A 23,334-nucleotide genomic window follows, 5' to 3' on the forward strand; every position below is an offset into this window, starting at 1 on the left:
CCGCGAACCTCACCGGTTCGGCGCAAGTTGTCCATTGAGTAGCTATTCATATGCATATAGCGCTTAATTTCCGGTCATTCCCGTTAGGATGGCCCAGGGGGCGCCGGTCGCGCCCCGCACCCCCGCGCGAGGATCTGAACTGATGAACCCGGTACCTGAACCCGAAGCGTCCGTCGCCGAACCCGAACTCACCGAAGGCGGGCCCGAGGCCGCCGCTCCGCAGAATCCGAAGAAGGCCCGGCGCAGACGGCGGCGCAAATACGTGTTCCGGAGCGTGCTCGCCGTCTTCGTGCTGATCGTCGGCTACGTCGGCGTCACTCTTACGCCGTATCTGACGGCGCCGGGAACCGACCCGCTCAACGCCCGGGTGGCCGAATGGGCGCGTGATCATCACATGAGCATGATCGTGACCTGGCTGGAGAACGAGACGTACACCGCGCCGCCGACCGGCGGAAAACTGAACTCCGGTCAGCTCGCGCAGCTCAAGTCCAAGAAGCAGCAGACCACGGACGGCGTACGGGAGAACCTCAAGCTCGCGCCCGCCGACGCGCCGCAGAACATCGCCCCGCTCGCAGCCGGGAGCATCCCCGGCGAGGGCGTGTTCTCCCCGGCCGTCCTCGGCCCGCTCGGCAACCCGGTGATCGAGACCGCGGCGCTGCGTCCGGACGCCGACCACACCTCCAATCTGGCGTACGTCGCCTGGCTCAACCAGCACGCCCTGTCCTTCACCCTGAACCCCGGCTACGACCAGCCCGGCGGCAGCTGGGAGGAGCCCGACTCGATCACCCCGGACGCCCGCGCCCGCCTCGTCGCCACCTGGAACGGCGGCTTCAAGGTGAACCCGGACGACGCGATGGGCGGCTTCTACGAGGACGGACGCACCGCCGTCCCGCTCACGGACGGCAAGGCCGCCGAGGTCTTCTACAAGGACGGCTCGATCAAGATCGGCGAGTGGGGCCGCGACCTGTCGATGACCCCGGACGTGGCCGCCGTGCGCGAGAACCTCAACATGCTGGTGGACAACGGCAACGTCATGGTCGGCCAGTACGACGGTTCCGGGGCCGATTGGGGGTACACGATCAACGGCTGGTACTACATCGCCCGTTCGGGCGTGGGGATGACCGCCAAGGGCGACATCGTGTACGTCGGCGGCACCGAGTTGTCCGTGTACACGCTGGCGAAGCTGCTCAAGGCGGCCGGCGCGGTCTACGGCATGGAGCTCGACATCAATCCGAGTTGGACGTCGTTCATGACGTACAACGGCCTGCAGAGCCCGAAGAACCCGACGGCCTCGAAGATGTGGGACTTCGCGCAGCCCGGCGACCGCTACTTCTCGCCCTCCGACCGGGACTTCGTCAGCGTGCACGCGCGCTGACGGACCAGCCGTCCGGGGACACGCCGTCCCCGGACGGACCGATCACCGCGCGGATATCCGTACCTTTCCTTAGATTGGAACTGTCCGGACCCGCGAAGAGAGAGGCAGTGCGATGACGGCAGGCACCGGTCCCCAGTCCTCCATTCTGGTGGTCGACTCCGACCCGATCGAGCGGGACGAGACGGTGGAGGGCCTGCGCCGCCACCTCGGCCAGGCCTGCCGCGTGTACGGCGCGGGCGGGCTGCGCGAGGCCTCCGAGGTGCTCGCCCACCTGCACATCGAGGGCCGCGCGGTGGCCCTCGCGGTGTGCGCGCACCGGCTCGCGGACGGCACCGGCGTGGAGCTGTTCCGGCACATCCGCCGCTCGTCCCCGGCGACCAAGCGGCTGCTGCTGACCACGATGGACCAGGCCGACGCCGCGCTGCAGGCGATCAGCCTCGCCCAGACCGACCGCTACGCGGTGCTTCCCGCGCACCCGATCGAGGTGCGCATCCTGCCGATCGTGGACGACCTGCTCGGCGAGTGGTTCGGCGAGCACTCGGCCGCCGAGATGGGCGTGACCGTGCTCGGCCACCGCTTCGCCGCGGCCAGCTACACCGTCAAGGACTATCTGACCCGCAGCCTCGTCCCGTTCACCTGGATGGACCTGGGCGAGGATCCCGAGGCGCAGGCACTGGCCCGCGACCTCAACCTGCCGAACCCGGCGCCGACGGTGGTGCTGCTCGAGGACGGCCGGACCCTGTACGACCCGTCCATCGCCGAACTCGCCGGCGCGCTGGGCCTGACCCAGGAGGCGACCCGCCAGTCCTACGACCTGATCGTCGTCGGCGGCGGACCCGCGGGCCTGGCGGCGGCCGTATACGGGGCCTGCGAAGGCCTCAGCGTCGTGGTGATCGAGGACGACTGCCCCGGCGGCCAGGCGAGCGTGAGCACGAAGGTGGAGAACCACCTCGGCTTCCCCGCGGGCCTGAGCGGCGCCGACTTCGCGCACCGGGCGCTCGCCCAGGCGCGGCGGCTCGGCGTCGAGTGGTGCTCCGCGAAGGTGGCCACCGGCCTCGTCCCCGGCGACGGCTCGCACCTGGTCACGCTCGACAACGGCAACTCCGTCGCCGGTCGCAGCGTGCTGATCGCGACCGGCATGACCTGGCGCCGGCTGGACGCGCCCGGCGTCGAGGAACTGCACAACGCGGGGGTCTACTACGGCAGTTCCGAGACCGAGGCCCGGCAGGCCGCGGGCGAGGACGTCGTCATCGTCGGCTCCGGCAACCCCGCCGGCCACGCGGCGCTCCTGTTCGCCGAGCACGCCCGCTCCGTCATCCTCGTCGTCCGCGAGGACGAGATGGGCGCGGGCGGCATGTCGGAGACGCTGGCCGACCAGGTCATGCAGCGCGAGAACATCAGGGTCCGCGTGGACACGGAGATCGGCGAGGTCCGCGGCTACGGCCGGCTCGAGAAGGTCGTCCTGCTGGAGAGCGCGACCGGCGAGACCGAGGTCATCCCCGCGACCGGCCTGTACATCATGTTCGGCTCGGTCCCGTCCTCCGAGTGGGTCCAGGGCGTCGTCGCCGTGGACGAACTCGGCTTCATCCTCACCGACAACGAGGTCAGCCGCCGCCCCGAACTGCTTCCCGAGCCGTGGCAGGCATCGCGCTCGCCCTACCTCGCCGAGACCTCCATCCCCGGCATCTTCGCCGCCGGCGACGTCCGCGCCGGATCCGTCAAGCGCATCGGCTCGGCAGTAGGCCAAGGCGCCGTCGCCGTCGCCGCCGTCGCCCAGTACCTGCACGGCCTCACCGAGGCCGCGAAGGTCGCGGGAATCCGTGCCCTGGAAAGCGGCACCGACGAGGACCACATGCTCGAGGCCGCCGGCGGCGACGGCGACATCCAGCCGGACTAGGACCCGCCTCGGGTTCTGGTCCGCGAAGTGCCGGTATGGTGCGGCAGTGTCTGAAGTGGAAACGCGCGCTCCCGGCTTACCCTGGGAGACGCTGTCGCATCGACAGGTCCTGGCCGAGTTGATCGGCGCCGGGTGGTTGGTGTCCGGGGCAGGGGATTGGGCGATCGGCCTGCGGTCGCCGGACGGATCGCTCGTCGCGAGGGTCTGCCCGTTCGATCCCGCGTACGCGGCGTTCGTGGAACTGTGTCGCGAGTGCGCCGGCAATCCATGGCTGCCGAAGGTCGTGAAGGCCGCCGATCTCGAAGGCGGTGGGTCGGTGGCCTTCCTCGAGTACGTCGCGCCGGTGGAGCGGGCTCTCGCCGAGCAGATCGCGGAGCAGTGGCGCGGCGCTGAGGGTGGCGTGGGTGATGCGGAGTTCGAAGACGTGCGTCGGGCGGCCGGGAAGATCGATGCGGAGCACCGCGAGACCACACCCTGGTGGGACGGGTTCGACTTCAACGCGTCCCACATTCGCCGGGCCGCTGACGGACGTCTTGTGCTGATCGACATCTTCTGCATGGACGGGGCCTCGCTATATGGCGCGATCCTTGCGGATGTGTGTGAGGTCCACCGCCGGATTCCGCGCGAGCGGATGCGCTACGCGTTGGAGATCCCGTTCATCGCCAGGGAGAGCAGCGCCGTTGAGATCCGGGCTCTCAACGGCGCTTGGACTCGTTCCGCCTGAGCTTCGCGGCTACCCCAGTTCCAGCGACATCACCCCGTACACCAGCGACTGTTGCAGGGACCTGATCGGGCCGGTGTACATGCGGGCCGTGCGGGAGGCGGGGGCCAGGCCATGCAGGTCGGCGAGGGTGCGGGCCACGTGGTGCGGCTCGGGGATGTCGATCGAGACCGTCGTGTCGCCCGCCTCGCGCAGCAGCGCGGCGAGGACCGCGGCGGCGTCGCTCGGGGTGAGGGCGAGCAGGGGGCCGATGCGCCAGCCCTCGTTCGCGGGGCGCAGGACGCCGTAGCCGGTCAGCTCGCCGTCCTGGAAGCGGGCGCGGGTGATGTGGCGCGGGTCCGCGGCCCAGCGCGCGGCGAAGGAGTGGCGGTCGGCCGGGTGGCCGGCCGCGTCGAGTGCGGCGAGCAGGTCGACGTGCTTCGGCTCGATCGGAACCACGCCGTCGGTGTCCACGCCCTTGTATTCCAGGTTCGGCTTCCCGCGGTACCTGATCGTCGTATGGGCAGACTGGAAGCCCTGGGTGCGGTAGTTGTCCTGCTGGTCGGGCACGCCGTCGAGGCCGACGGTGCGCGAGCCGGCGTGCGCCATGCCCGCCTTCCAGGTCGCGATGCCGAGGCCCTGCCCGCGCCGATCCGGGCGGACGAGGTAGAAGCCGAGGAACGCGTAGTCGGGGGAGTAGTCGACCACGCTGATCGCGGAGACGACCTTGCCGTCGATCCGGCCGAGCAGGAAGCCCTTCGGGTCCTGCATCAGGAAGTGCTCGGCGTCGTAACGGCCGGGGTTCCAACCCTCCTTCGCCGCCCACAGCACGATCTGATCCCACTCGCCCGGACGCGCCGGACCGATTTCGAAGCCCATGTTCAGTCGTTCTCTATTTCGCCGGGTCAATGCCATGCCACTGCGTCCCATGGTTTCGCTCGCAAGCTCGCTCACGGACATCACATCAGATCGGGGTCGATGACGGCTTGCTCGGGGGTGATCGTGCTGCGCGGGCCGTGGAAGGTCCGCCGCGCGCTGACGAACCACCACACCGTGGCGATGGCGAGCACGACGGCGAGCGCGATCGGCGCGTAGTTGAAGTCGTGCGCGGTGATCGGGCTGGACTGCGGCAGCATGAACAGGATGTTGCTGAGCAGGATCCAGACCACCGCGAGCAGCGCGATCGGCCGGCCCTTGGCTCCGAGGTTCCACGGCCCGGCCTGGAACTCGTCGCCGAGCCGCAGCCGGAGCAGGATCGGGATGCCGTACGCGGTGAACAGGCCGACGACGTTCACCGAGACGATCGCGGTGAACGCGGTGTTGTTCCACCAGCCGGGGATCGTCAGCACCACCGCGCAGCCCGCGGCCAGCCACACCGCGGCGACGGGGGTGCGGGTGCGCGGGGACAGCCGGTGCCACAGGCCGCTGCCGGGGATCGCGCCGTCCCGGCTGAACGCCCAGATCTGCCGCGAGTTCGAGGTCATGTTCGCCAGGCCGCAGAACAGCAGCGCGACCACCGGGAACAGCAGCAGCAGCTTAGCGCCGGTCAGGCCGACCGCGTCCACCAGGATCTGGGCCGGGGGCACGCTCGCCGAGGACTCGGTCTTCCAGTTCTGGCTCGCGTAGACGAGCGCCAGCACGAGTACGAGGCCGAATATGGCAGAGAAGCGGATGGACTGCGTGATCCCCTTCGGCGCGCTCGTCGCGGCACCCTGGGTCTCCTCGCTCATGTGGAAGGAGCCGTCAAAACCGGTGTACGTCCACGAGGTCACGAGTAGGCCGAGCAGTCCGCCGTACAGGCCGTTGCGGAAGCCGGTGTTGTTGACGAAGGCTCCGGCGTAGTTGAGCGGCTGGTGGTGCGAGGGCGCGAAGGCGAGCGTCGCGGCGATGATCATGACGCCGCCGAGCAGCCACCACACCGAGATCCGGTTGATCGTGCCGACCGTCCGCACGGCGAAGGTGTTGAGCAGCCCGTGCAGTACGAGCAGGCCCGCGGCGATCAGGACCGTCTTGTGCAGCGTCGCCGTGTAGCTCGGCCACTGCATGCTGATCCAGGCCTGCAGGAAGGTCGCGGCGGCGAAGTCGGTGGCCGCGGTGCCGCCGATCTGCCCGGCGAAGTTGAGCCAGCCGGTGTACCAGGACCACGCGGCCTTGTTCCGCTTCGCCAGCCGCGCCGAGGCGTAGTACAGCGCGCCGGAGGTGGGGTACGCGGAGGCGATCTCGGCCATCGCCGCGCCGACCGCGAGCACGAGCACGGAGACGGCGATCCAGCCGAATATCAGCACGCGCGGTCCGCCGGCCAGCATGCCGAAGCCGAACGCGGAGAACACGCCGGCGAGCACGTTGATGATCGTGGCCGAGATCGCGAAGTTGTCGAAGGTTTTGAAGCCGCGGGCCAGTTCCCGCTGGTATCCGAGTTCGTTGAGGGTCAGCTCGTCCGCAGCGACCTGCGCTGCGACGTCGGTGGTGGTCATCGGGGAAGTCCTTCGGGAGAGGTGGGTACGGCGCGGGGGCTCAGCCGCGTCGGCAGTCTCGGTAGACGCGCTTGAGCGCCTTCTCCGGCGGTCCGTGCCTGGACCACGGGAAGGGGCTCGCGTAGGGCTGGATGTGCTGGAGCACCCGCCAGGCGGGGCCGAAGCGCCCGCCCCGGTGCAGCGCCTCGGCCAGCACGCTGAAGTCGGAGACGGTCGCCGAGGCCGGCGGCCCGTCGTACGTGCCCGAGTCGAACCAGACCCGGCTCAGCTCCTCGGCCACCGGGTCGATGGCCTGCTCGCCGCGCAGCTCGAGGTCGAGCATCTCCAACAGCGTGCGCCGTCGCTGCTCGGCCTGCGGTTCGACCGGGCCCTGCGCGGTGAGGTGGCCGAGCAGTTGGTGGATCTTCGCGACGCGTTGCGGATCCGGTTCGACGGGTCCTGAACCGTGTTCCTGCTCCAGGTCCGCGACGAGCGGCAGGAGTTGGTTGACGCCGTACGGAGGGCCGACGGAGGCGAGGTAGGCGGCCGTGTCGGACGCCAGTTCGCCGGTACCGCCGTGCCGTGGATAGCACAGCGCCAGCAGCCGCTGGCCCGCCTCGCGGTTGCCCGCGTGACGCGCCTCGGCCTCCCGCCACAGTGCCCATGCCGGGTCCTCGGCCGCGCCCGGCGGACGCGCGGGGGCGCCGCCGCGCACCAGGCGCAGCCGAAGCAGCGTCAGCTCGACGACGAACGGGGTCGGGTCCGCCGGCCACGCCCGGTGCGCGGCCGCGCAGGCCTTCGTGGCGATCGCCTCGAGGGTTCCGCGGTCCCCGTCGCGGCGCGCCGTCAGCGCCCGGTGCGCCGCGACGCGCGCGTAGAGCAGGAGGGCGTCCGGGTTCTCCGGCTCCTCCTTCGCCCAGGTCTCCACGACGTTGCTGGACGCGGCGGCCGCGGCGAGCACCAGGGAGCGGAAGGCGCGGGCGTCGAAGTTCGGCTGCGTCCGGGTGCCGGCCAGCGCCTCGCGGGCGGCGCCGACGCGCAGCGCCGCGACGTCCCCGCGGGCCACGGCGAGCACCCTGTCGGGGCCCGCGGGGTCCCAGTCGAACGTCGGCGACGAGCTCACTTCTGCTCCGAACTGTGTCAGCGGCCCCTCGCGCGGTTGGTGGGTGGGCGCGAGGATGGTTTCCGGCTGTAGCCACCCGGTCACTGATAACGGGCAGTACCGTACCGGAGACGCGGAGAAAGATACAAGAGCTCGTACTTACCGGCAGTATCGGAGCGGTAGCCGGGCAATCCGTGCAATTGAACCATGCACGTGAGTATGCACATTGCGGATGCAATCCCGTTCGGAGGCATCCCCGGCATGGCGCCTCGCCCGCGGCCGCCGTGCCGCCTAGGCTCGGGAACCATGGCCGATGATCATCCGGAGTTCTCCACCCCGACCCTGACCCGGAAACCGCAGGTCGTCGTCGACGCCGGGGACGAGGGCTATGCCAAGAGCCTGGCACCGCGGCACGTCGGCATGATCGCGATCGGCGGGGCCATCGGCACCGGACTGCTGCTCGGCGCGGGCGGGAAACTGCTGGTCGCCGGGCCCGCGCTGGCGTTGTCGTACGCGATCGCGGGCGTCTTCGCGTATTTGGTCGTGCGCGCGCTCGGCGAACTGACGCTGCACCGGCCGTCCTCGGGGTCCTTCGTCAGCTACGCGCGCGAGTTCATGGGAGAGCCTGGTGCTTATATCGCAGGCTGGATGTACGTGCTCAACTGGTCCACGACCGGGATGGCGGACAGTACGGCCGTCGCGCTCTACATGCACTACTGGGGCGCGTTCCACTCCGTACCGCAATGGCTGCTGGCGCTGTGCGCGCTGGTCGTGGTGCTGGCGATCAACCTTGTATCAGTGCGGCTGTTCGGCGAAATCGAGTTCTGGTTCGCACTCATCAAGGTCGCGGCAATCATGTCTTTCCTGTTTATCGGCATCTGGTTACTCGGCACGGGGCATCAAGTCGACGGCACCCGGCCCGGCTTCGGCCTGATCCGCAGCAACGGCGGCTTCTTCGCGCTCGGCGTGCTCCCGGTCTTCTCCGTGCTGCAGAGCGTCGTCTTCGCGTACGCGGGAGTCGAGATGGTCGGCATCACCGCGGGCGAGACGAAGGAGCCGGCCAAGATCGTCCCGCGCGCCGTACGCTCCGTCACCTGGCGGATCGGCCTGTTCTACGTGTGCAGCGTGCTGCTGTTGGCGCTGCTGCTGCCCTGGAACAAGTACTCGTCCTCGCAGAGCCCGTTCGTCACGGTCCTGTCGAAGATCGGCGTGCCCGGCGTCGGCGGAGTCATGAACCTCGTCGTGCTCACCGCCGCGATGTCCAGCCTCAACTCGGGCTTCTACAGCACGGGCCGGGTGCTGCGCTCGATGGCCGCGACCGGATCCGCGCCGCGCTTCACCGGCCTGATGAACGCGCGCCACGTTCCGTACGGCGGTATCCTTTTCACCTGCGCCTTCGCCACGCTCGGCGTCGGGCTCAACGCCTGGCTGCCGGGCCAGGCCTTCGACATCGTGGTCAACTTCGCCGCGCTCGGCGTGGTCACCACCTGGATCATGATCATGCTCTGCCATCTGCTGTTCGTCCGCCGCACCCGCGTGGCCGAGGGTGCCGAGCGGCTGGTCAGGCCGGGTTTCCGGCTCAAGGGCTGGCCGTGGGTCAACCTGCTGACGATCGCGTTCCTGGTCGCCGTCGTCGCGGACATGGGCGTGGACGGCGGCACCATCGGCGCGTGGACCGTGGGAGCGATCCCGGTGATCGCGGCCGTCCTGGGCCTCGGCTGGGTGCTCTCCCGCCGCCGGGCTTCGGACGGTGCGCGGTGACGGTCCTCGAGGCGGGCCTGACCCGGGCTCAGGTCGCCGAACGCGTCGCGTCCGGGCGGACGAACCACCTTCCGGCGCGCTCCAGCCGCTCGCTCGGCGCCATCGTCCGGGCGAACGTCTTCACCTGGTTCAACGGGCTGATCGGCTCGCTCTTCGTGATCATGCTGATCGTCGGGCCGATCCAGGACGCGCTGTTCGGCTTCGTGATCATCTTCAACGCCCTGATCGGCATCGTGCAGGAGTGGCGGGCCAAGCGCACGCTCGACTCGCTCGCCATCGTCGGCGAGGCCCGGCCCCGGGTCCGCCGCGACGGCGCGGAGGAACAGGTCCCTTCGAGTGGTCTCGTCGTGGACGACGTCATCCTGCTGGCCCCCGGCGAGAAGATCCCCGTCGACGGCACCGTCCTCGAGTCCACGGTGCTCGAGGTGGACGAGTCGCTGCTCACCGGCGAGGCCGATCCCGTGCGCAAGGACGCGGGCCACGAGGTGCTGTCCGGCTCCTTCGTCGTGGCCGGGCAGGGCCTGATGCGAGCGGAACGGGTCGGCGCCGCGTCGCACGCCGCGAAGCTCGCCGCCGAGGCGCAGGAATTCACGCTCGTGCGCTCCGAGCTGCGCGACGGCGTCGCCCAGATCATCAAGTTTCTGACCTATCTGCTCGTGCCCGCGGGGATTCTGCAGATCATCGTGCAGACGTCCATCGCGGGCGGCATCCGGAACGGGATCAGCCGCACGGTCGCCGGAATCGTGCCGATGGTGCCCGAGGGACTCGTGCTGCTCACGTCGGTGGCCTTCGCGGTCGGAGTCGTGCGGCTCGGGCGTCGCAACTGCCTCGTGCAGGAGCTACCCGCGATCGAAGGCCTGGCCCGCGTGGACACGGTCTGCCTCGACAAGACCGGCACGCTGACCGAGGGCGGAATGCGGCTCGCCGGAATCGAGACGCTCGACCCGGAGGCGACGCAGGCTCGGGTACGCGAGGTCCTCGGGGCGCTCGGCGCGTTGGAGGAGCGGCCGAACGCGACGATGGCGGCGATCATCGAGGCCTGTCCCGCGCCCGAGCCGGGCTGGACCGCGCAGACCGTCGCGGCCTTCTCCTCGGCGCGGAAGTGGAGCGGCGCGACGTTCGCGGACGAGCGTGGCACGTGGCTGATCGGTGCGCCGGACATCCTCGGCGCGGATACCCCCGCGGCGGACCGCGCCGAGCAGGTCGGGGCCGGCGGCCTGCGCGTGCTGCTCCTGGCGAACTCTCCCAAGGAGCTTTCGGCGGAGAGCACTGCCGCGAACGCGACCGCGGAGATGGATCCGCGACCGTTCGCCCTCGTCATCCTGGAGCAGCGCATCCGCGATGACGCCGCGCCGACGCTCGCGTACTTCGAACGGCAGAGCGTGAACCTCAAGGTGATCTCCGGCGACAACGCGGTCTCGGTCGGCGCCGTGGCCCAGACGCTCGGGCTCGCCGGCGCCGAACACCCGGTCGACGCACGCGACCTGCCCGACGATTTCGAGGATCAGCTCGAGTCCAACTCGGTGTTCGGGCGGGTGACGCCGCGTCAGAAGCAGCAGATGGTCGTCGCCCTGCAGAGCCGTGGGCACACCGTCGCGATGACCGGCGACGGCGTGAACGACGTGCTGGCGCTGAAGAACGCGGACATCGGCATCGCGATGGGCTCCGGCTCCGGCGCGGCCCGCGCCGTCGCGCAGATCGTGCTGCTCGACGAGCGCTTCGCCACGCTGCCCTCCGTCGTCGCGGAGGGCAGGCGGGTCGTCGGGAACATCGAACGCGTCTCGAACCTGTTCCTGGTGAAGTCCTTCGAATCGTTCCTGCTCGTCGTGCTGACCGGGATCGGCCGGCTGCCCTATCCGTTCCTGCCGCGCCACTCCACGCTCGTCGGCACGCTCACGATCGGCGCCCCGTCCTTCTTCCTCGCCCTCGCTCCGAACCTCGCGCGAGCCCGCCCCGGCTTCGTCAGGCGCGTGCTCACCTTCGCGGTTCCGGCCGGATTGATCAACGGCGCGGCCTCGTTCGTGTCCTACTACCTCGCGCGGCTGGCACCCGGAGCGACGCTGCCCACGGAACAGACCTCGGCGATGATCACGCTGTTCACGGCGAGCCTCGCGGTGCTGCTGCTGATCGCGCGTCCGCTGGTGTGGTGGAAGGCGGCGCTGGTCGGCACGATGGCCGGACTGTTCGTGCTGGTCACCGTGCTGCCCGTCGGCCGCCGGATCTTCCAGCTCCAATTCGGCGCGTGGCAGCAGACGGTGCTCTCCTTCGCGGTCGCGGCCGTGGCGGCGGTCGTGCTGGAGATCCTCTGGCGCTGGGCCCGCGCGCGGGACGTGGAGACCACACGCACGGCGGAGCCTACGGATGAGGGTGACGGGTAGTCAGTTCGGCGTGAACTTGCTGCCGCTGCTGTGTGCCAAGCTCTTCGCCCCGATCACGGCCCTGAGTACCGCGCTCGCCACCATCGCCGGCCTTCCCGTGGGCCCGGACGAGCAGCAGCGCGCGGCGGCTCCGTCGCCGCCCTCCGTGCTCACCGGCCACGACCCGACCCAACCCGCGACCGGACGCGAATTCCCCGGCGCGCCGCAGGTCGGAGCACTGGTCTGGCAGAACGCTGACGGCACACCGGGAGTGCAGCTGTGCTCCGCCGTCGCCGTCGACTCGCCCGCCGGCGATCTGATCGCGACCGCCGCGCATTGCGTGGCCGGTGTCGCGCTCGGCATCGGAGGGCCGCTCTCGGTCGCCTACGTGCCCGGATACCGGTCGGGTCGCGCGCCGTACGGAGCCTGGTACCCGACGCGGATCACCGTGGCGCCGCAGTGGGTCGCCAACCACGACCCGGACTACGACCTGGCCTTCCTGAACGTCACCCGCCCGCAGTCCGCCGTGCCGCTGGAGCAGGTCACCGGCGCCGAGCACCTCGGCGGCCCGGTCTCGATCGGCACCCTCGGCGTGCTGCTCGGCTACCCTTATAACGCCGACCGACCGGTCGGTTGCCGCGCCGCGATCGGTCGTCAGTCGGCGACCCAGCTGCGCTTCGACTGCGGCAACTTCCCCACCGGCACCAGCGGCGGCCCGCTGCTCACTGCCGTGGATCCGCGCACCGGCATCGGCACGCTGGCCGGCGTCATCGGCGGCTACGAGCTCGGCGGCTACCGCGACGACATCTCCTACGCCGCCGCCCTGCGCCCTCCGCTGCTCGCCCTCTATCAGCGGGCGACCACCCCGGCCGCTCCGCCGCTGATGTTCAACGGCCTGCTCTAGTGCGTCCCACTTGGGCCGTTCGGGGCCTCGGCGGGTTCCGGCGCGTTCACCGTTCACCCGGATGACCGGCAGCTTTATATAGTCATACTGCCACGCGGGTAGGGCGGTGCTGTGAGATCCGCGGTCAGCAGGATGCTCGGGTGGGTTGCGCTCGGGGTGGTGGGGGTCGGGGCGCTGAAGATCGTGCATTCGCAGCAGGCGCCTGAGGGGCCGCCGAGCCCTGCGGCTGCCGCGTATCTGCCGCCGGTGCCGGCGGCGGGGTCGGTGTTCGCGGCGCCGCTCGGGGCGTCGCCGCCGCTGCGCATCGACATTCCGGACGTGGACATCCACGCGGACCTCATGAAGATCGGGCTGCAGGCGGACGGCAGCGTGGGGGTGCCGCCGCTGGACCAGGCGCAGCGGGCCGCGTGGTACGACCGGAGCCCGGCGCCGGGTGAGGCGGGGCCGTCGATCATCGACGCGCACGTGGACTCGCGGGAGACGCGCGGCTTTCGCGGCGCGTTCTACAACCTCGGCAGGATTCAGCCGGGCGAGCACATCGAGATCACCCGTTCGGACCACATCGTGGTGACTTTCACGGTCGATTCCGTGCAGCAGGCGCCGAAGAACGAGTTCCCCACCAGTCGCGTGTACGGCAGCGTGCCGTACGCCGCGCTTCGCCTGATCACCTGCGGTGGGGACTTCGACTACGCCAAAGCAAGCTACAAGGACAATACGATCGTGTATGCCCATTTGAGTGAGACGAGCGCGAACTGAGGTCCGCTGTATGACGACTGCGGAGACCGACGGCGAGAGATCCGGCGACATAGCGGACAAGGCCGCCTGGCCCAAGCGCTACGTCCCCGAGGGGCTGACGCGCCGCTGGGTCCGCACCGGCGTCGCGCTCGCCAAGGTCGTCCGCGAGGCGCCGTTCACGCTCGTACTCGTCGCCGCACTCTGGATCATCGCGCTCGCGACCCACAGCGTCGCCTACGGCCCGAGCGATCAACTGCTGAGCCACGTCGGCCTTGATACCACCGCGTTCACGTCAGGTCGCGTGTGGACGCTCGTCACGTACTCCTTCTGGTGTCAGAACGTTTGGGCCTATCTAGCGAATACATTGCTGATCCTCGTATTCGTCGTACCGGCGGAGCGGCGGCTCGGCACGTGGCGCACGGTCGGATTGCTGGCGTTGTGTCAGATCGGCGGCGCGGCGCTCGGACTGGGTGCGATCGAGGCGGGGTCCACTGCCGGAGACCTCTGGCTGCAGAGCACGGTCGGCGCGGACTACAACACGACGGTCGGCGCCTCCGTCGGCGTCGTCGGCCTCGGCCTGGCGGTCAGCGCGCGGATGACGACACTTTGGCGCCGCCGAACCCGGCTGCTGCTGATCATCAGTACGCTGCTGTTCCTGTTCTATGACGGCGGCGTGATCGACATCTCCCGCACGTTCGCCGCGCTCATCGGTCTCGGAATCGGGCTCGCGCTGCTGCAGCGCGGCTCGCGCCGGCTTCGGCTGGCCAGCTCGCACGCGGAGACGCGCGTGCTCGTCGCGGTCTTCGCGCTCACCTCGGCGCTCGGTCCGCTCATCGCGTGGATCACGAATAACCCGTACGGGCCAATGGCGATTCTCGTCAACCTGTTCATCGACGAGGCGCCGACCCAGGACGACATCCACGACTACTGCACCAAGACCTCGGCCTACTACGATCCCGTCGCCTGCCGGGCCAGTGAAGCCGAACACGTCCTGGCCGGAACCCCCGCGATCCTCGTGCTGTTCGTGCCCGTCCTGCTGCTCGGCGTCATCGCCTACGGCCTCTGGCGCGGGCGACGGATGGCCTGGTGGGCCGCGATCGCCTGCGAGATCGTGCTCGGCACGGTGACCGTGCGGTACGCGCAGATGCTCGTCGACATGACCGAGGGCCAGCCGGACCAGGCGGGCGTGCCGACCGCGATCATGATCTACACCGGTCTGATCATGTGCATTCCGGTCGGTGTGGTCATCGTCCTGCTGCTCACGCGCCGCCACTTCGCCATCCGCGCACCGCGCTGGACCGGCCTCAAGCTGCTCGGCACGCTCGTCCTCGCGTTCATTGCCGTCGGCGCGCTCTACGTGAACTTCGCCTATCAGGTCCGCGTCCAGTGGGACCCGGACGCGACCGTCAGCGCACTGCTCGCGGACTATCCGAAACGACTTTTCTCGCCGACGTGGCTGACCCTGGTCAACGAGAACACCGCCGCGCTGATCCCCGAGGGCGGTATGGCCAAGGCGCTGTACATCGCCGTCGGCCCGGTGTTCTGGGTGATCGCGCTCGGCGGCCTGCTGCTGACGTTCCGCCGCACGGCGATCCGCGGCGCCGGCGAGAAGGACAAGGCCGACCGGCTGCTGACGAGCTTCGGCGGATCGCCGCTGTCTTATATGACCACCTGGCCCGGGAACGAGTACTGGATCAGCCCGGACGGGACGGCCGCCGTCGCCTATCGCGTGATCGGCGGGATCGCGCTGACCACCGGCGATCCCTACGGTAAGGCCGAGTCGCGCGCGGCGGCCGTCGAGCAGTTCACGCGGTACTGCGACAGCCAGGGCTGGAACCCGTGCTTCTACAGCGTCACGGATGAGACGCGCACGGCCACCGACAAGCTCGGCTGGAGCGCGGTTCAGGTCGCCGAGGACACCGTTCTCGACCTGCCCGAACTGAAGTTCAGCGGCAAGAAGTGGCAGGACGTGCGCACGGCCCTGAACAAGGCGGGCAAGGTCGGAATCACCGCGCAGTGGTTCACGTACCCGACCGCGCCGCTGAGCGTGCAGCAGCACATCAGGGAATTGTCTGAAGAATGGGTCGCGGACAAGGGCCTGCCGGAGATGGGCTTCACACTCGGCGGACTCAATGAACTGCGGGATCCGCGCGTGCGCTGCCTTCTGGCGCTCGACGAGGAGGAGCGGCTGCACGGCGTGACCAGTTGGCTTCCCGTGTATCAGGACGGCGAGCCGGTCGGATGGACGCTCGACTTCATGCGCCGGTCAGGAGACGGCTTCCGCGGCGTGATGGAGTTCCTGATCGCGTCCGCGGCTCTCGGCTTCCAGGAGGAGGGAGCGCGCTTCCTCAGCCTGTCAGGGGCGCCGCTGGCCCGCATAGACCGTGGCGCGCAGCCCGTGCCGCTGCAACGTGTCCTCGACGTGGCCGGCAAGGCGCTGGAGCCGGTCTACGGCTTCCGATCGCTACTGGCGTTCAAGTCCAAATTCCAGCCGCAGTATTTCCCGTTGTACATGTGCTATCCGGATCCGGCCGCGTTGCCCGCGATCGGGAACGCGATCGGCCGCGCGTACCTGCCGCATACGAACGCCGCGCAGATGGTCCGGTTGAGTCGAAAGCTGATGGGTTAGGGCGCGAGCATCATCTGCTGCGCGAGCCAGTCGAGGTTGCGTTCCAGTCCGGGCCGCCACACCTGCCAGCCGTGGCCGCCGGGCAGTTCCTCGTACGCGACGTGCATGTCCGCGGCCTTACAGGCAGCGTAGACCTTCCGCTGCTGTGGGCGATATGTGCCGTCATCCGAGCCCGCGACGACCAGACCGTGCGATTCCGGGAACTTCTTCGTCTTCATGATCGTAAGAGGGTCAACGGCGAGAAAAGCGGCCTTACTGCCGCCGAAAGCCTTGTCGACGCTCTCCTGAACGGTGCCGAGCGTCGGCTGGTCCTGACCGGAGATGGAGATGAATTCATGGAAGACACTCGGCGCGTTGACCGCCAATTGCAGCGCGCAGGTTCCGCCGTAGGAGAGGCCGGCGACCGCCCACTGCGAGGCGGCGGCGTCCACTTGGAAGGTGGCCTTGACCCAGGTCGGCACATCGACGCTGAGGTAGGTCTGCGCCTTGCCGAGCCGCGAGTCCATGCACATCGGATTGCCGAACTCGGAGCCGGTGGCGTCCGCCATGACCACCACCGGAGCGAGCCCGTGATGTCGGGCGGCGAAGGTGTTCATCATGCTCACGATGTCGCCGCCGTCCACCCAGTCGCTCGGCGAGCCCGGCTGCCCGGCGAGCAGCACCAGGACGGGCAGCCGCGGACGCGGCGTCGCCTGGTAGGCGGGCGGCAGGTAGATCCACGCGTCGCGCGCGTGGAAGCCCGAGCGGGTGGCCGGGATCGAGGCGGAGGTGAGCGTGCCGCCTGACGGCATGTCGGCCGGAGCGTGCCAGGCCTCGGAGAGATAGGTGCCCGCCGGTGCGACGACGAGCGGCTTGATACCCGTCACGTCCTTCAGCGGTGTCGCCTGCGTCGTCAGGGACCGCAGCGCGTCGCGCAGGGTCGGGAACTGGTCGTAGACACGGTTGATCTGGTTGAGCCCGAAGATCAACGCGACGAGCAACGCGACCCCGGCGAGCAGCTTGGGCCGCCAGCCCCCGCGCCGGAACAGTCGCACGAGGCCGAGGGCGACCGCGCCGAGGATGACGCCGATCCAGACGACCACTTCCGTGGGCAGGGTGTCCGGGAACGGCTGCCAGACGCGGTCGACGAACAGGGCGATGCCGACCGAGAGGAGGATGGTGGCGAGGATGATCGCCGGGACCCACCGCTGCCACCAGCGCGGTTCGCGCCCGTAGACCAGGGCGAGCAGCGCGGCCAGCCCCAGCAGCGTCAGCAGGAGAGGAGTGAGCCCGGAGACGATCGACCAGTCGAGCGGCCCGGACGCCAGGACGGCACGCCCGAGCGGGAACTGGTGACGCATGATCAGCACCTTAGTTTCGCGGAGGACGTGCGCGCACCTCGACACGGCCGTTCCGGGACGGTCTGGGCGGGTATGAGAGGCAAACTAGGGGGGTGACACCACACGAGATCGTCTTCGGGTCGGTCCAGGCCGGGATTCCGGGCCATCACTCACTGCACGACGTGGTGGCCGGCGTGGCTTCGACCTCGGTCGACGTGACGGTGCACGCCGAGAACAGCGCCAGCCGAACCGTGCAGTTCGCGATGCTGTGCAGCTTCGTGGGCGCCTTCGCGCTGACCCGGCTGGTCGTGCGGATGATCCGATCCGGCGTCGGGCCGTTCGGGAACGTCAAGGTGGGCTCGGTTCATGTGCACCACCTCGTGCCCGGCATCGTGCTCATGCTGGTCACCGGCCCGGTGCAGTTCGTCGTCGCACCGCACGGCGTGGCACGCACGGTGCTGGCGTGCATCTTCGCCGCGGGAGCCGCGCTGACGCTGGACGAGTTCGCGCTCTGGCTGCACCTCACGGACGTCTACTGGGAGGAGCAGGGGCGCAAGTCGGTCGACGCCGTGGTGCTGGTGTCCGGGCTCGGCACGCTCGGCATGGTCGTGTCGAATCCGATCGCACGGACGGAGGGCGAAAGCCTGTGGTTCTACTTCGCGTACCTGTTCCTGACCCTCGGCTTCGTGGTCATCGCGCTGTTCAAGGGTCGGCTGTTCCTCGGCCCGGCGGGCGTGTTGCTGCTGCCGCTCGGCATCTTCGCCGCGCTGCGGCTGGCCAGGCCCGGCTCGCCGTGGTCCAACCGCTTCTATTCGGAGGGGTCGAAGAAGTACGCGAAGTCCGTGCGTCGAGCCTCGCGCATCAATCTCGAGGACCGGATCAAGAAGCTCGTGAGCGGCATGCCGCATCCGCCGAGGAACTGGCATCTGCCCGAGCGCTATAAGTCAGACAAGTAGCCTTGCCGCCCGCGGCCGGGCCGTGCAGCAGAATGGCTGCATGAAGCAGGTCGTGCTCGTCCTGAACGTCGGTTCCTCGTCGATCAAGTACCAGCTTCTCGAACTCGATCCGAGCGCCGCGGAGAGCCGGGACTCGGGCACCCGCCTCGCGACCGGACTCGTCGACCGCATCGGCGGCGGGGGAACGGGGACGCTGACGCATAAGCGGCCGGGCACGGACCCGTACGAGATCACGGACACCTTCGCCGACCACGAGCATGCTCTCGCCGCAGTGCTCGCCGCCTTCCGCGACGCGGGACCCGCTCTCGACACGATTCGGCTGACGGCGGTCGGACATCGCGTCGTGCACGGAGGCACCGAGTTCACTCAGGCCACCGTGCTCGACGAGGCGGTGCTCGGCAAGATCAGGGATCTGATCCCGCTGGCGCCGCTGCACAATCCGGCGAACATCACCGGTATCGAGGGTGCCGGGCGCGCGTTCCCCGGCGTGCCCCAGGTCGCAGTGTTCGACACCGCCTTCCACCAGACGCTACCGGCCGCCGCGCACACCTACGCGGTGCCGGAGCAGTGGCGTGAGCGGTACGCCGTGCGCCGGTACGGGTTCCACGGCACGTCGCACGAGTACGTCTCACGCCGCGCCGCCGCGGTGCTCGGTCGGTCGGCCGCGGAGACGAACGTCATCGTGCTGCACTTGGGCAACGGCGCGAGCGTCAGCGCGATCGAGGGCGGTCGCAGCGTGGAGACCTCGATGGGTCTCACGCCGCTGGAGGGCCTCGTCATGGGCACGCGCAGCGGCGACATCGACCCGGCGATCCCCGCGTATCTGGAGCGGGTCGCACGGCTCGACGCCGCGGCTGTGGACGAGGCGTTGAACCGGGAGAGCGGTCTGCTCGGTCTCGCGGGCAGCAACGACCTGCGCGACGTGAAGAAGCAGGCGGACGGCGGCGATCCGGCGGCGCGGCTGGCCATCGATGTGTACTGCCACCGCATCCGCAAGTACGTCGGCGCGTACTACGCGGTGCTCGGCCGGGTCGACGCGGTCGTCTTCACCGCGGGCGTCGGCGAGAACGACCCGCTTACCCGCGAGCGGAGCCTCGCCGGCCTCGAACGCCTCGGTATCGCGGTCGACCGCGAGCGCAACGAGTCCGGCGATCGCGACGAGCGCTTCATCTCGCCGGACGGCGCCGAAGTCGCCGTTCTCGTCGTGCCCACGGACGAAGAACTCGAAATCGCCCGGCAGACCCTCGCGGTAGTGGGCTAGTCGTGTCTTCTTATTAGCCGCTCCGCTCGGGTGAATACGGGTAACCCAGGCCCACCGGACCCCGTTGGGCCGGGCATGGACGTGGACAACCTCGACGCTCTCAACCCCGCAGAACTCGACGAGCTCCTCGAGCGTGCCCTGAATCCGCGGGTGCCGGTCGAGCTGCTCTACGCCGTCCTCGAACGCATCGGGCCGGCCAACGCGAAGAACGCGAAGGATGTCTCGAAAGCCTCGACGGTCGGGGCAGGGCCGAAGGCCTCGGCCGCTCCGCAGGCGCCGGACGCCGAGGAGACCACGGTGATGCCGGCGCTCACCCTCCAGCCTCCGCCTCCGCAACAGCCGCAGCCCCAGCAGCAGCCGCAGCCGACGCGCGGCGCGGCCACCGATCGCGCCGTGCGTCCGGAGCGGCCGGAGCGTCCGAAGCAGGCACCGCCGCAACAGGCGACCGCCAATCCCAATCCGAAGCAGCCCAAGCCGCCGCAGGCGGTCGGCCAGAAGCAGCCCAAGCCGGCATCGCCCGCCGCGCCTCCCTCGCGCGGCGCGCACGCTCCGACCCGCCGCGTCTCGCCGCCGCCCACCGAATCCGGGAACTGATGCTCCAGCCGATCGACGTGGGGTGCTGACACCCCAGGTCAAGCCGATCGGGAGCGCTCCAATCGGCCGAGTCGATCACGGAGTCCTTCGCACTGTTCACTGGCGTTTCACCGCCATGACACGAGTCTTGTCTGGACAAGTTCTCGCGTCAGCGGCAATTTGCTCAGCATGTCTCCGATATCCCGTCGTACCCTCATCGGCACTGCCGCGGCAGTCGGCACCGGCGCGGCGCTAGGCGTCGTGCCGCTGCGCGCCGCCCGCGCGCAGGCCGCTTCGACCGGCACCATCACGGACGTGCAGCACGTGGTCATCCTGATGCAGGAGAACCGCAGCTTCGACCACTACTTCGGCACCCTGCGGGGCGTGCGCGGCTTCGGCGACCGCGCCACGATCCAACTGCCCGGCGGCTACAGCGTGTTCAACCAGCCCAACGGGTCCTCGCGGCAGTACCCGTGGAACCTCAGCAACGGCTCGGGCGACATCGCCGCCAGCGCCGAGACCCTCGCCCAGTGCGACGGCTCGCTCGACCACGGCTGGTCGACGCAGCACGAGGCCTGGGACGGCGGCAAGATGGACGACTGGATCTCCGCCAAGGGCTCGAACCGCACGATGGGCTATCTGACCCGCTCGGACATCCCCTTCCACTACGCGCTCGCCGACGCGTACACGATCTGCGACGCCTACCACTGCTCGATCCTCAGTGCGACCGGCCCGAACCGCACGTACCTGTGGTCCGGCATGATCGACCCGAACGGGACCGCGGGCGGCCCGGCGTACGACGGCGGCTCCGAGTCGGGCCTGAGCTGGCAGACCTACGCCGAGGCGCTGCAGGACGCCGGCGTGTCCTGGAAGCTGTACCAGGTCGCCAGCGACAACTTCGGCGACAACGGCCTTGCTTACTTCAAGCAGTTCGCGAACGCCGCCACCAGCTCCCCGCTCTACCAGAACGGCATGTCCTCGGTCCCGTCCACCACCGGGTCCACTCCCACCGACATCGCCGCCGCCATCAAGAACGACGTGGTCAACGGCACGCTGCCGCAGGTGTCCTGGATCGTCGCCAACCAGCAGTGCTCCGAGCACCCGGACGCTCCGCCGGAGGACGGCGCGCAGTTCGTGAATGAGGTGCTCCAGGCGCTCGCCGCCGACGCTGACGTCTTCGACTCGACCGTGTTGTTCGTGAACTACGACGAGAACGACGGCTTCTTCGACCACGTGCCGCCGCCCGTCCCGCCGGCCGGCACGGCCGACGAGTTCATCCAGAACGGCACGCCGATCGGCCTCGGCTACCGCGTGCCGATGATCATCGCCTCGCCGTGGACCCGCGGCGGCTGGGTCGACTCGCAGACCTACGACCACACCTCGGTGATCCGCTTCATGGAGACCTGGACGGCCGCGCTCGGCACGCCCGCGAGCAGCCCGAACGTCTCCGCCTGGCGGCGCGAGATCTGCGGAGACCTGACCGGCGCCTTCGACTTCGCGAACCCGGTCTACGGCCTTCCGGCCTCGCTGCCGGCGACCACGTCGACGATCAGCCAGTCGCTGTGCAACATCGAACTCAACCCCTCTCCCGACACGAACGCTCTGCCGTCGCAGGAGTCCGGTACCCGCGCCGCGCGCGCCCTGCCGTACCAGCCGGACGGCTACGTCTCCTCGATCCAGTACGGCTCGAACGGCCAGATCCTGCTCTGGCTGAAGATGGCCAACGAGGGCAGCCTCGCCACCGGCGCGGCCACCTTCGCCGTGTACGCCGACGAATACCGCAGCGGCGGTCCGTGGCAGTACACGGTCCCGGCGTACTCGGCGTCCTCGGGCGACGGCGTCGTGACCGACTACTTCAACGTCGGGTCCGGCTACGGCAACGGCGCCTACGACCTGACGATGACCGGGCCGAACCGCTTCCTGCGCCGCTTCCAGGGCAACGCGACGACGTCCGGCAAATCCGCCGAGGTCACCAGCCACTACGCGCCCTCGCCGAACCTGAACAAGCAGTCGCTCTGGCTGACGATGGCCAACTCGGGCACCTCCACGGTCACCTTCACCGTCACCGCCGACCACTACCGCGTCGACGGCCCGTGGACGTACACCGTGGCGGCGGGCGAGAGCGTGTCCGACTACTGGAACCAGGTCGCGTACGGCAACGGCTGGTACGACTTCACGATCACGGTCAGCGGCGACTCGTCCTGGTCCCGGCGCTTCACCGGACACATCGAGATCGGCGCGGCCAGCATCACCGGCTGAGCGAATTCACCTCTAGACGCGCCGCCTTCGCGGCGCGCACGATACTCACCGTGGACGAGGTGACGACGAGCGCAGGACCGAACGGCGGTTTCCCCGTGTTCCAGGCGGTACGCACCGGTAACGCCTTCGAGGAGACCGTCGAGCGGATCCTGCGCTCAGTGAAGCTGGGCGCGATCCGGCCGGGGGAGCGGCTGCCGCCGGAACGCGAGCTCGCCGCCCAGCTGGGCATCAGCCGGGACACGCTGCGCGAGGCGATCCACGCGCTCGCCGCGGAGGGCATCGTGGCCAGCACCCGCGGCCGTTCCGGCGGCACCAGGGTGCTGCGACGTCCGGCACCGCCGCCGCCCGAGCGGCTGCCCGAGCTGCTGGGCGACCTGCCCGGCGGCCTCGAGGACGCGCTCACCTTCCGGCACGTCGTCGAGACCGGAGCCGCCGAGGCCGCGGCCCGACGACGGCTCGGCACCGCCGAACGCAGACTCCTGACTCAGCGCATGGACGCGGCCGAGCACGCCGACGCCGCCGACTACCGCATCGCCGACACGCGCTACCACCTGGCCCTGGCTGAGCTGTCCGGCTCCACGCAACTCGCCGCGGCCGTCGGCGAGGCCCGGCTGCGTGTCAACGACCTGCTGGACGCGATCCCCATGCTGGAGGCCAACCTCCGGCACTCGGCCGAACAACACCGGCTCATCAGCGCCTCCGTGCTCAACGGAGACACCGAAACCGCACGCCGCGCCATGGCCGAGCATCTCGAAGGAACCGCGGTCCTGCTCCGCGGTTTCCTGGCCTCCTGAGACACCTCTTGACTTTCACTCCGCAATGGACGACTCTCCGTCCAAAAGCTTCTGCTGCCCCGGAGGCGCGTGCATGAACAGTGACAGCAGTCAAACCCGGCGACCGGGAATGCTCACGCTCGATCAACTGCGTGCGCTGGTTGTCGAGGGTGTGGTGGATACGGTTGAGGTTTCGTTGACCGATATGCAGGGTCGGTTGCAGGGTAAGCGGTTGTCGGCCGAGTACTTCCTGGACGTGGTGGTGCCGGATGAGACGGAG

General features: G+C 69.5%; 17 protein-coding genes and 1 pseudogene. 14 read left to right on the plus strand and 4 right to left on the minus strand.

Annotated features, from left to right (window positions below; all coding sequences use genetic code 11):
* Nucleotides 1–142: 142 nt before the first annotated feature.
* The 3 genes from VG296_RS14825 to VG296_RS14835 all read left to right on the plus strand — a co-directional run bounded on the left by VG296_RS14825 (nucleotide 143) and on the right by VG296_RS14835 (nucleotide 3,996).
* On the plus strand, nucleotides 143–1,375 hold the full coding sequence (locus VG296_RS14825; protein WP_325566289.1) for a phosphodiester glycosidase family protein: 1,233 nt from the start codon (nucleotides 143–145) through the stop codon (nucleotides 1,373–1,375).
* Between the two features lie 112 nt (nucleotides 1,376–1,487).
* Complete coding sequence (locus VG296_RS14830) at nucleotides 1,488–3,272, plus strand: FAD-dependent oxidoreductase (protein ID WP_325566290.1); 1,785 nt, start codon at nucleotides 1,488–1,490, stop codon at nucleotides 3,270–3,272.
* A 46-nt stretch (nucleotides 3,273–3,318) separates the two neighbouring features.
* Entirely contained in the window at nucleotides 3,319–3,996 is a 678-nt protein-coding gene (locus tag VG296_RS14835; RefSeq protein ID WP_325566291.1) for a hypothetical protein, read from the plus strand.
* 9 nt (nucleotides 3,997–4,005) lie between these two features.
* On the opposite strand, the gene VG296_RS14840 is transcribed toward VG296_RS14835, so the two are convergent.
* From VG296_RS14840 to VG296_RS14850, 3 genes are all read right to left on the minus strand, one after another.
* A complete protein-coding gene (locus VG296_RS14840; protein ID WP_325566292.1) occupies nucleotides 4,006–4,851 on the minus strand; it encodes a GNAT family N-acetyltransferase in 846 nt (281 codons plus the stop codon).
* Nucleotides 4,852–4,931: 80 nt separating this feature from the next.
* On the minus strand, nucleotides 4,932–6,446 hold the full coding sequence (locus VG296_RS14845; protein ID WP_325566293.1) for an amino acid permease: 1,515 nt from the start codon (nucleotides 6,444–6,446) through the stop codon (nucleotides 4,932–4,934).
* A 40-nt stretch (nucleotides 6,447–6,486) separates the two neighbouring features.
* A complete protein-coding gene (locus tag VG296_RS14850; RefSeq protein ID WP_325566294.1) occupies nucleotides 6,487–7,548 on the minus strand; it encodes a hypothetical protein in 1,062 nt (353 codons plus the stop codon).
* Between the two features lie 285 nt (nucleotides 7,549–7,833).
* Here VG296_RS14850 and VG296_RS14855 point away from each other — a divergent pair, with 285 nt between their 5' ends.
* The 5 genes from VG296_RS14855 (at nucleotide 7,834) to VG296_RS14875 (ending at nucleotide 15,913) form a co-directional block, all read left to right on the plus strand.
* The gene (locus VG296_RS14855; protein WP_325566295.1) at nucleotides 7,834–9,288 is read left to right on the plus strand and encodes an amino acid permease; all 1,455 of its coding nucleotides are present in this window, start codon (nucleotides 7,834–7,836) and stop codon (nucleotides 9,286–9,288) included.
* A complete protein-coding gene (locus VG296_RS14860) occupies nucleotides 9,246–11,666 on the plus strand; it encodes an HAD-IC family P-type ATPase (protein WP_414641095.1) in 2,421 nt (806 codons plus the stop codon). The genes VG296_RS14855 and VG296_RS14860 overlap by 43 nt, the downstream gene beginning before the upstream one ends.
* A 10-nt stretch (nucleotides 11,667–11,676) precedes the next feature.
* On the plus strand, nucleotides 11,677–12,549 hold the full coding sequence (locus tag VG296_RS14865; RefSeq protein WP_325566297.1) for a trypsin-like serine peptidase: 873 nt from the start codon (nucleotides 11,677–11,679) through the stop codon (nucleotides 12,547–12,549).
* A gap of 111 nt (nucleotides 12,550–12,660) precedes the next feature.
* Nucleotides 12,661–13,305 carry a class F sortase gene (locus VG296_RS14870; RefSeq protein WP_325566298.1) on the plus strand — a complete coding sequence of 215 codons (645 nt, stop codon included), beginning with the start codon at nucleotides 12,661–12,663 and terminating at the stop codon, nucleotides 13,303–13,305.
* 10 nt (nucleotides 13,306–13,315) lie between these two features.
* Nucleotides 13,316–15,913 carry a rhomboid family intramembrane serine protease gene (locus tag VG296_RS14875; RefSeq protein ID WP_325566299.1) on the plus strand — a complete coding sequence of 866 codons (2,598 nt, stop codon included), beginning with the start codon at nucleotides 13,316–13,318 and terminating at the stop codon, nucleotides 15,911–15,913.
* Here VG296_RS14875 and VG296_RS14880 read toward each other — a convergent pair.
* A complete protein-coding gene (locus VG296_RS14880; RefSeq protein WP_325566300.1) occupies nucleotides 15,910–17,253 on the minus strand; it encodes an alpha/beta hydrolase-fold protein in 1,344 nt (447 codons plus the stop codon). The genes VG296_RS14875 and VG296_RS14880 overlap by 4 nt on opposite strands.
* 92 nt (nucleotides 17,254–17,345) lie before the next feature.
* Between VG296_RS14880 and VG296_RS14885 the strand changes: the two genes are divergently transcribed.
* The 6 genes and pseudogenes from VG296_RS14885 to VG296_RS14910 form a co-directional block, all read left to right on the plus strand.
* Complete coding sequence (locus tag VG296_RS14885; RefSeq protein WP_325566301.1) at nucleotides 17,346–18,188, plus strand: hypothetical protein; 843 nt, start codon at nucleotides 17,346–17,348, stop codon at nucleotides 18,186–18,188.
* A gap of 40 nt (nucleotides 18,189–18,228) precedes the next feature.
* Nucleotides 18,229–19,449: an acetate kinase gene (locus VG296_RS14890; RefSeq protein WP_325566302.1), complete on the plus strand. Its 1,221-nt coding sequence runs from the start codon at nucleotides 18,229–18,231 to the stop codon at nucleotides 19,447–19,449.
* 75 nt (nucleotides 19,450–19,524) lie between these two features.
* Nucleotides 19,525–20,043 (plus strand): hypothetical protein, encoded by a 519-nt coding sequence (locus tag VG296_RS14895; RefSeq protein WP_325566303.1) that lies wholly within the window; start codon nucleotides 19,525–19,527, stop codon nucleotides 20,041–20,043.
* 168 nt (nucleotides 20,044–20,211) lie between these two features.
* Nucleotides 20,212–22,281 carry a phosphocholine-specific phospholipase C gene (locus VG296_RS14900; protein ID WP_325566304.1) on the plus strand — a complete coding sequence of 690 codons (2,070 nt, stop codon included), beginning with the start codon at nucleotides 20,212–20,214 and terminating at the stop codon, nucleotides 22,279–22,281.
* A gap of 50 nt (nucleotides 22,282–22,331) precedes the next feature.
* Complete coding sequence (locus tag VG296_RS14905; RefSeq protein ID WP_325566305.1) at nucleotides 22,332–23,075, plus strand: FadR/GntR family transcriptional regulator; 744 nt, start codon at nucleotides 22,332–22,334, stop codon at nucleotides 23,073–23,075.
* A 109-nt stretch (nucleotides 23,076–23,184) separates the two neighbouring features.
* Nucleotides 23,185–23,334 (plus strand): annotated as a pseudogene (locus VG296_RS14910) (glutamine synthetase); the annotation flags it as partial.

Origin of the sequence: Actinospica sp. (assembly GCF_035552695.1) — a bacterium.
In the GTDB taxonomy this organism is placed as follows: Bacteria; Actinomycetota; Actinomycetes; order Streptomycetales; family Catenulisporaceae; genus Actinospica.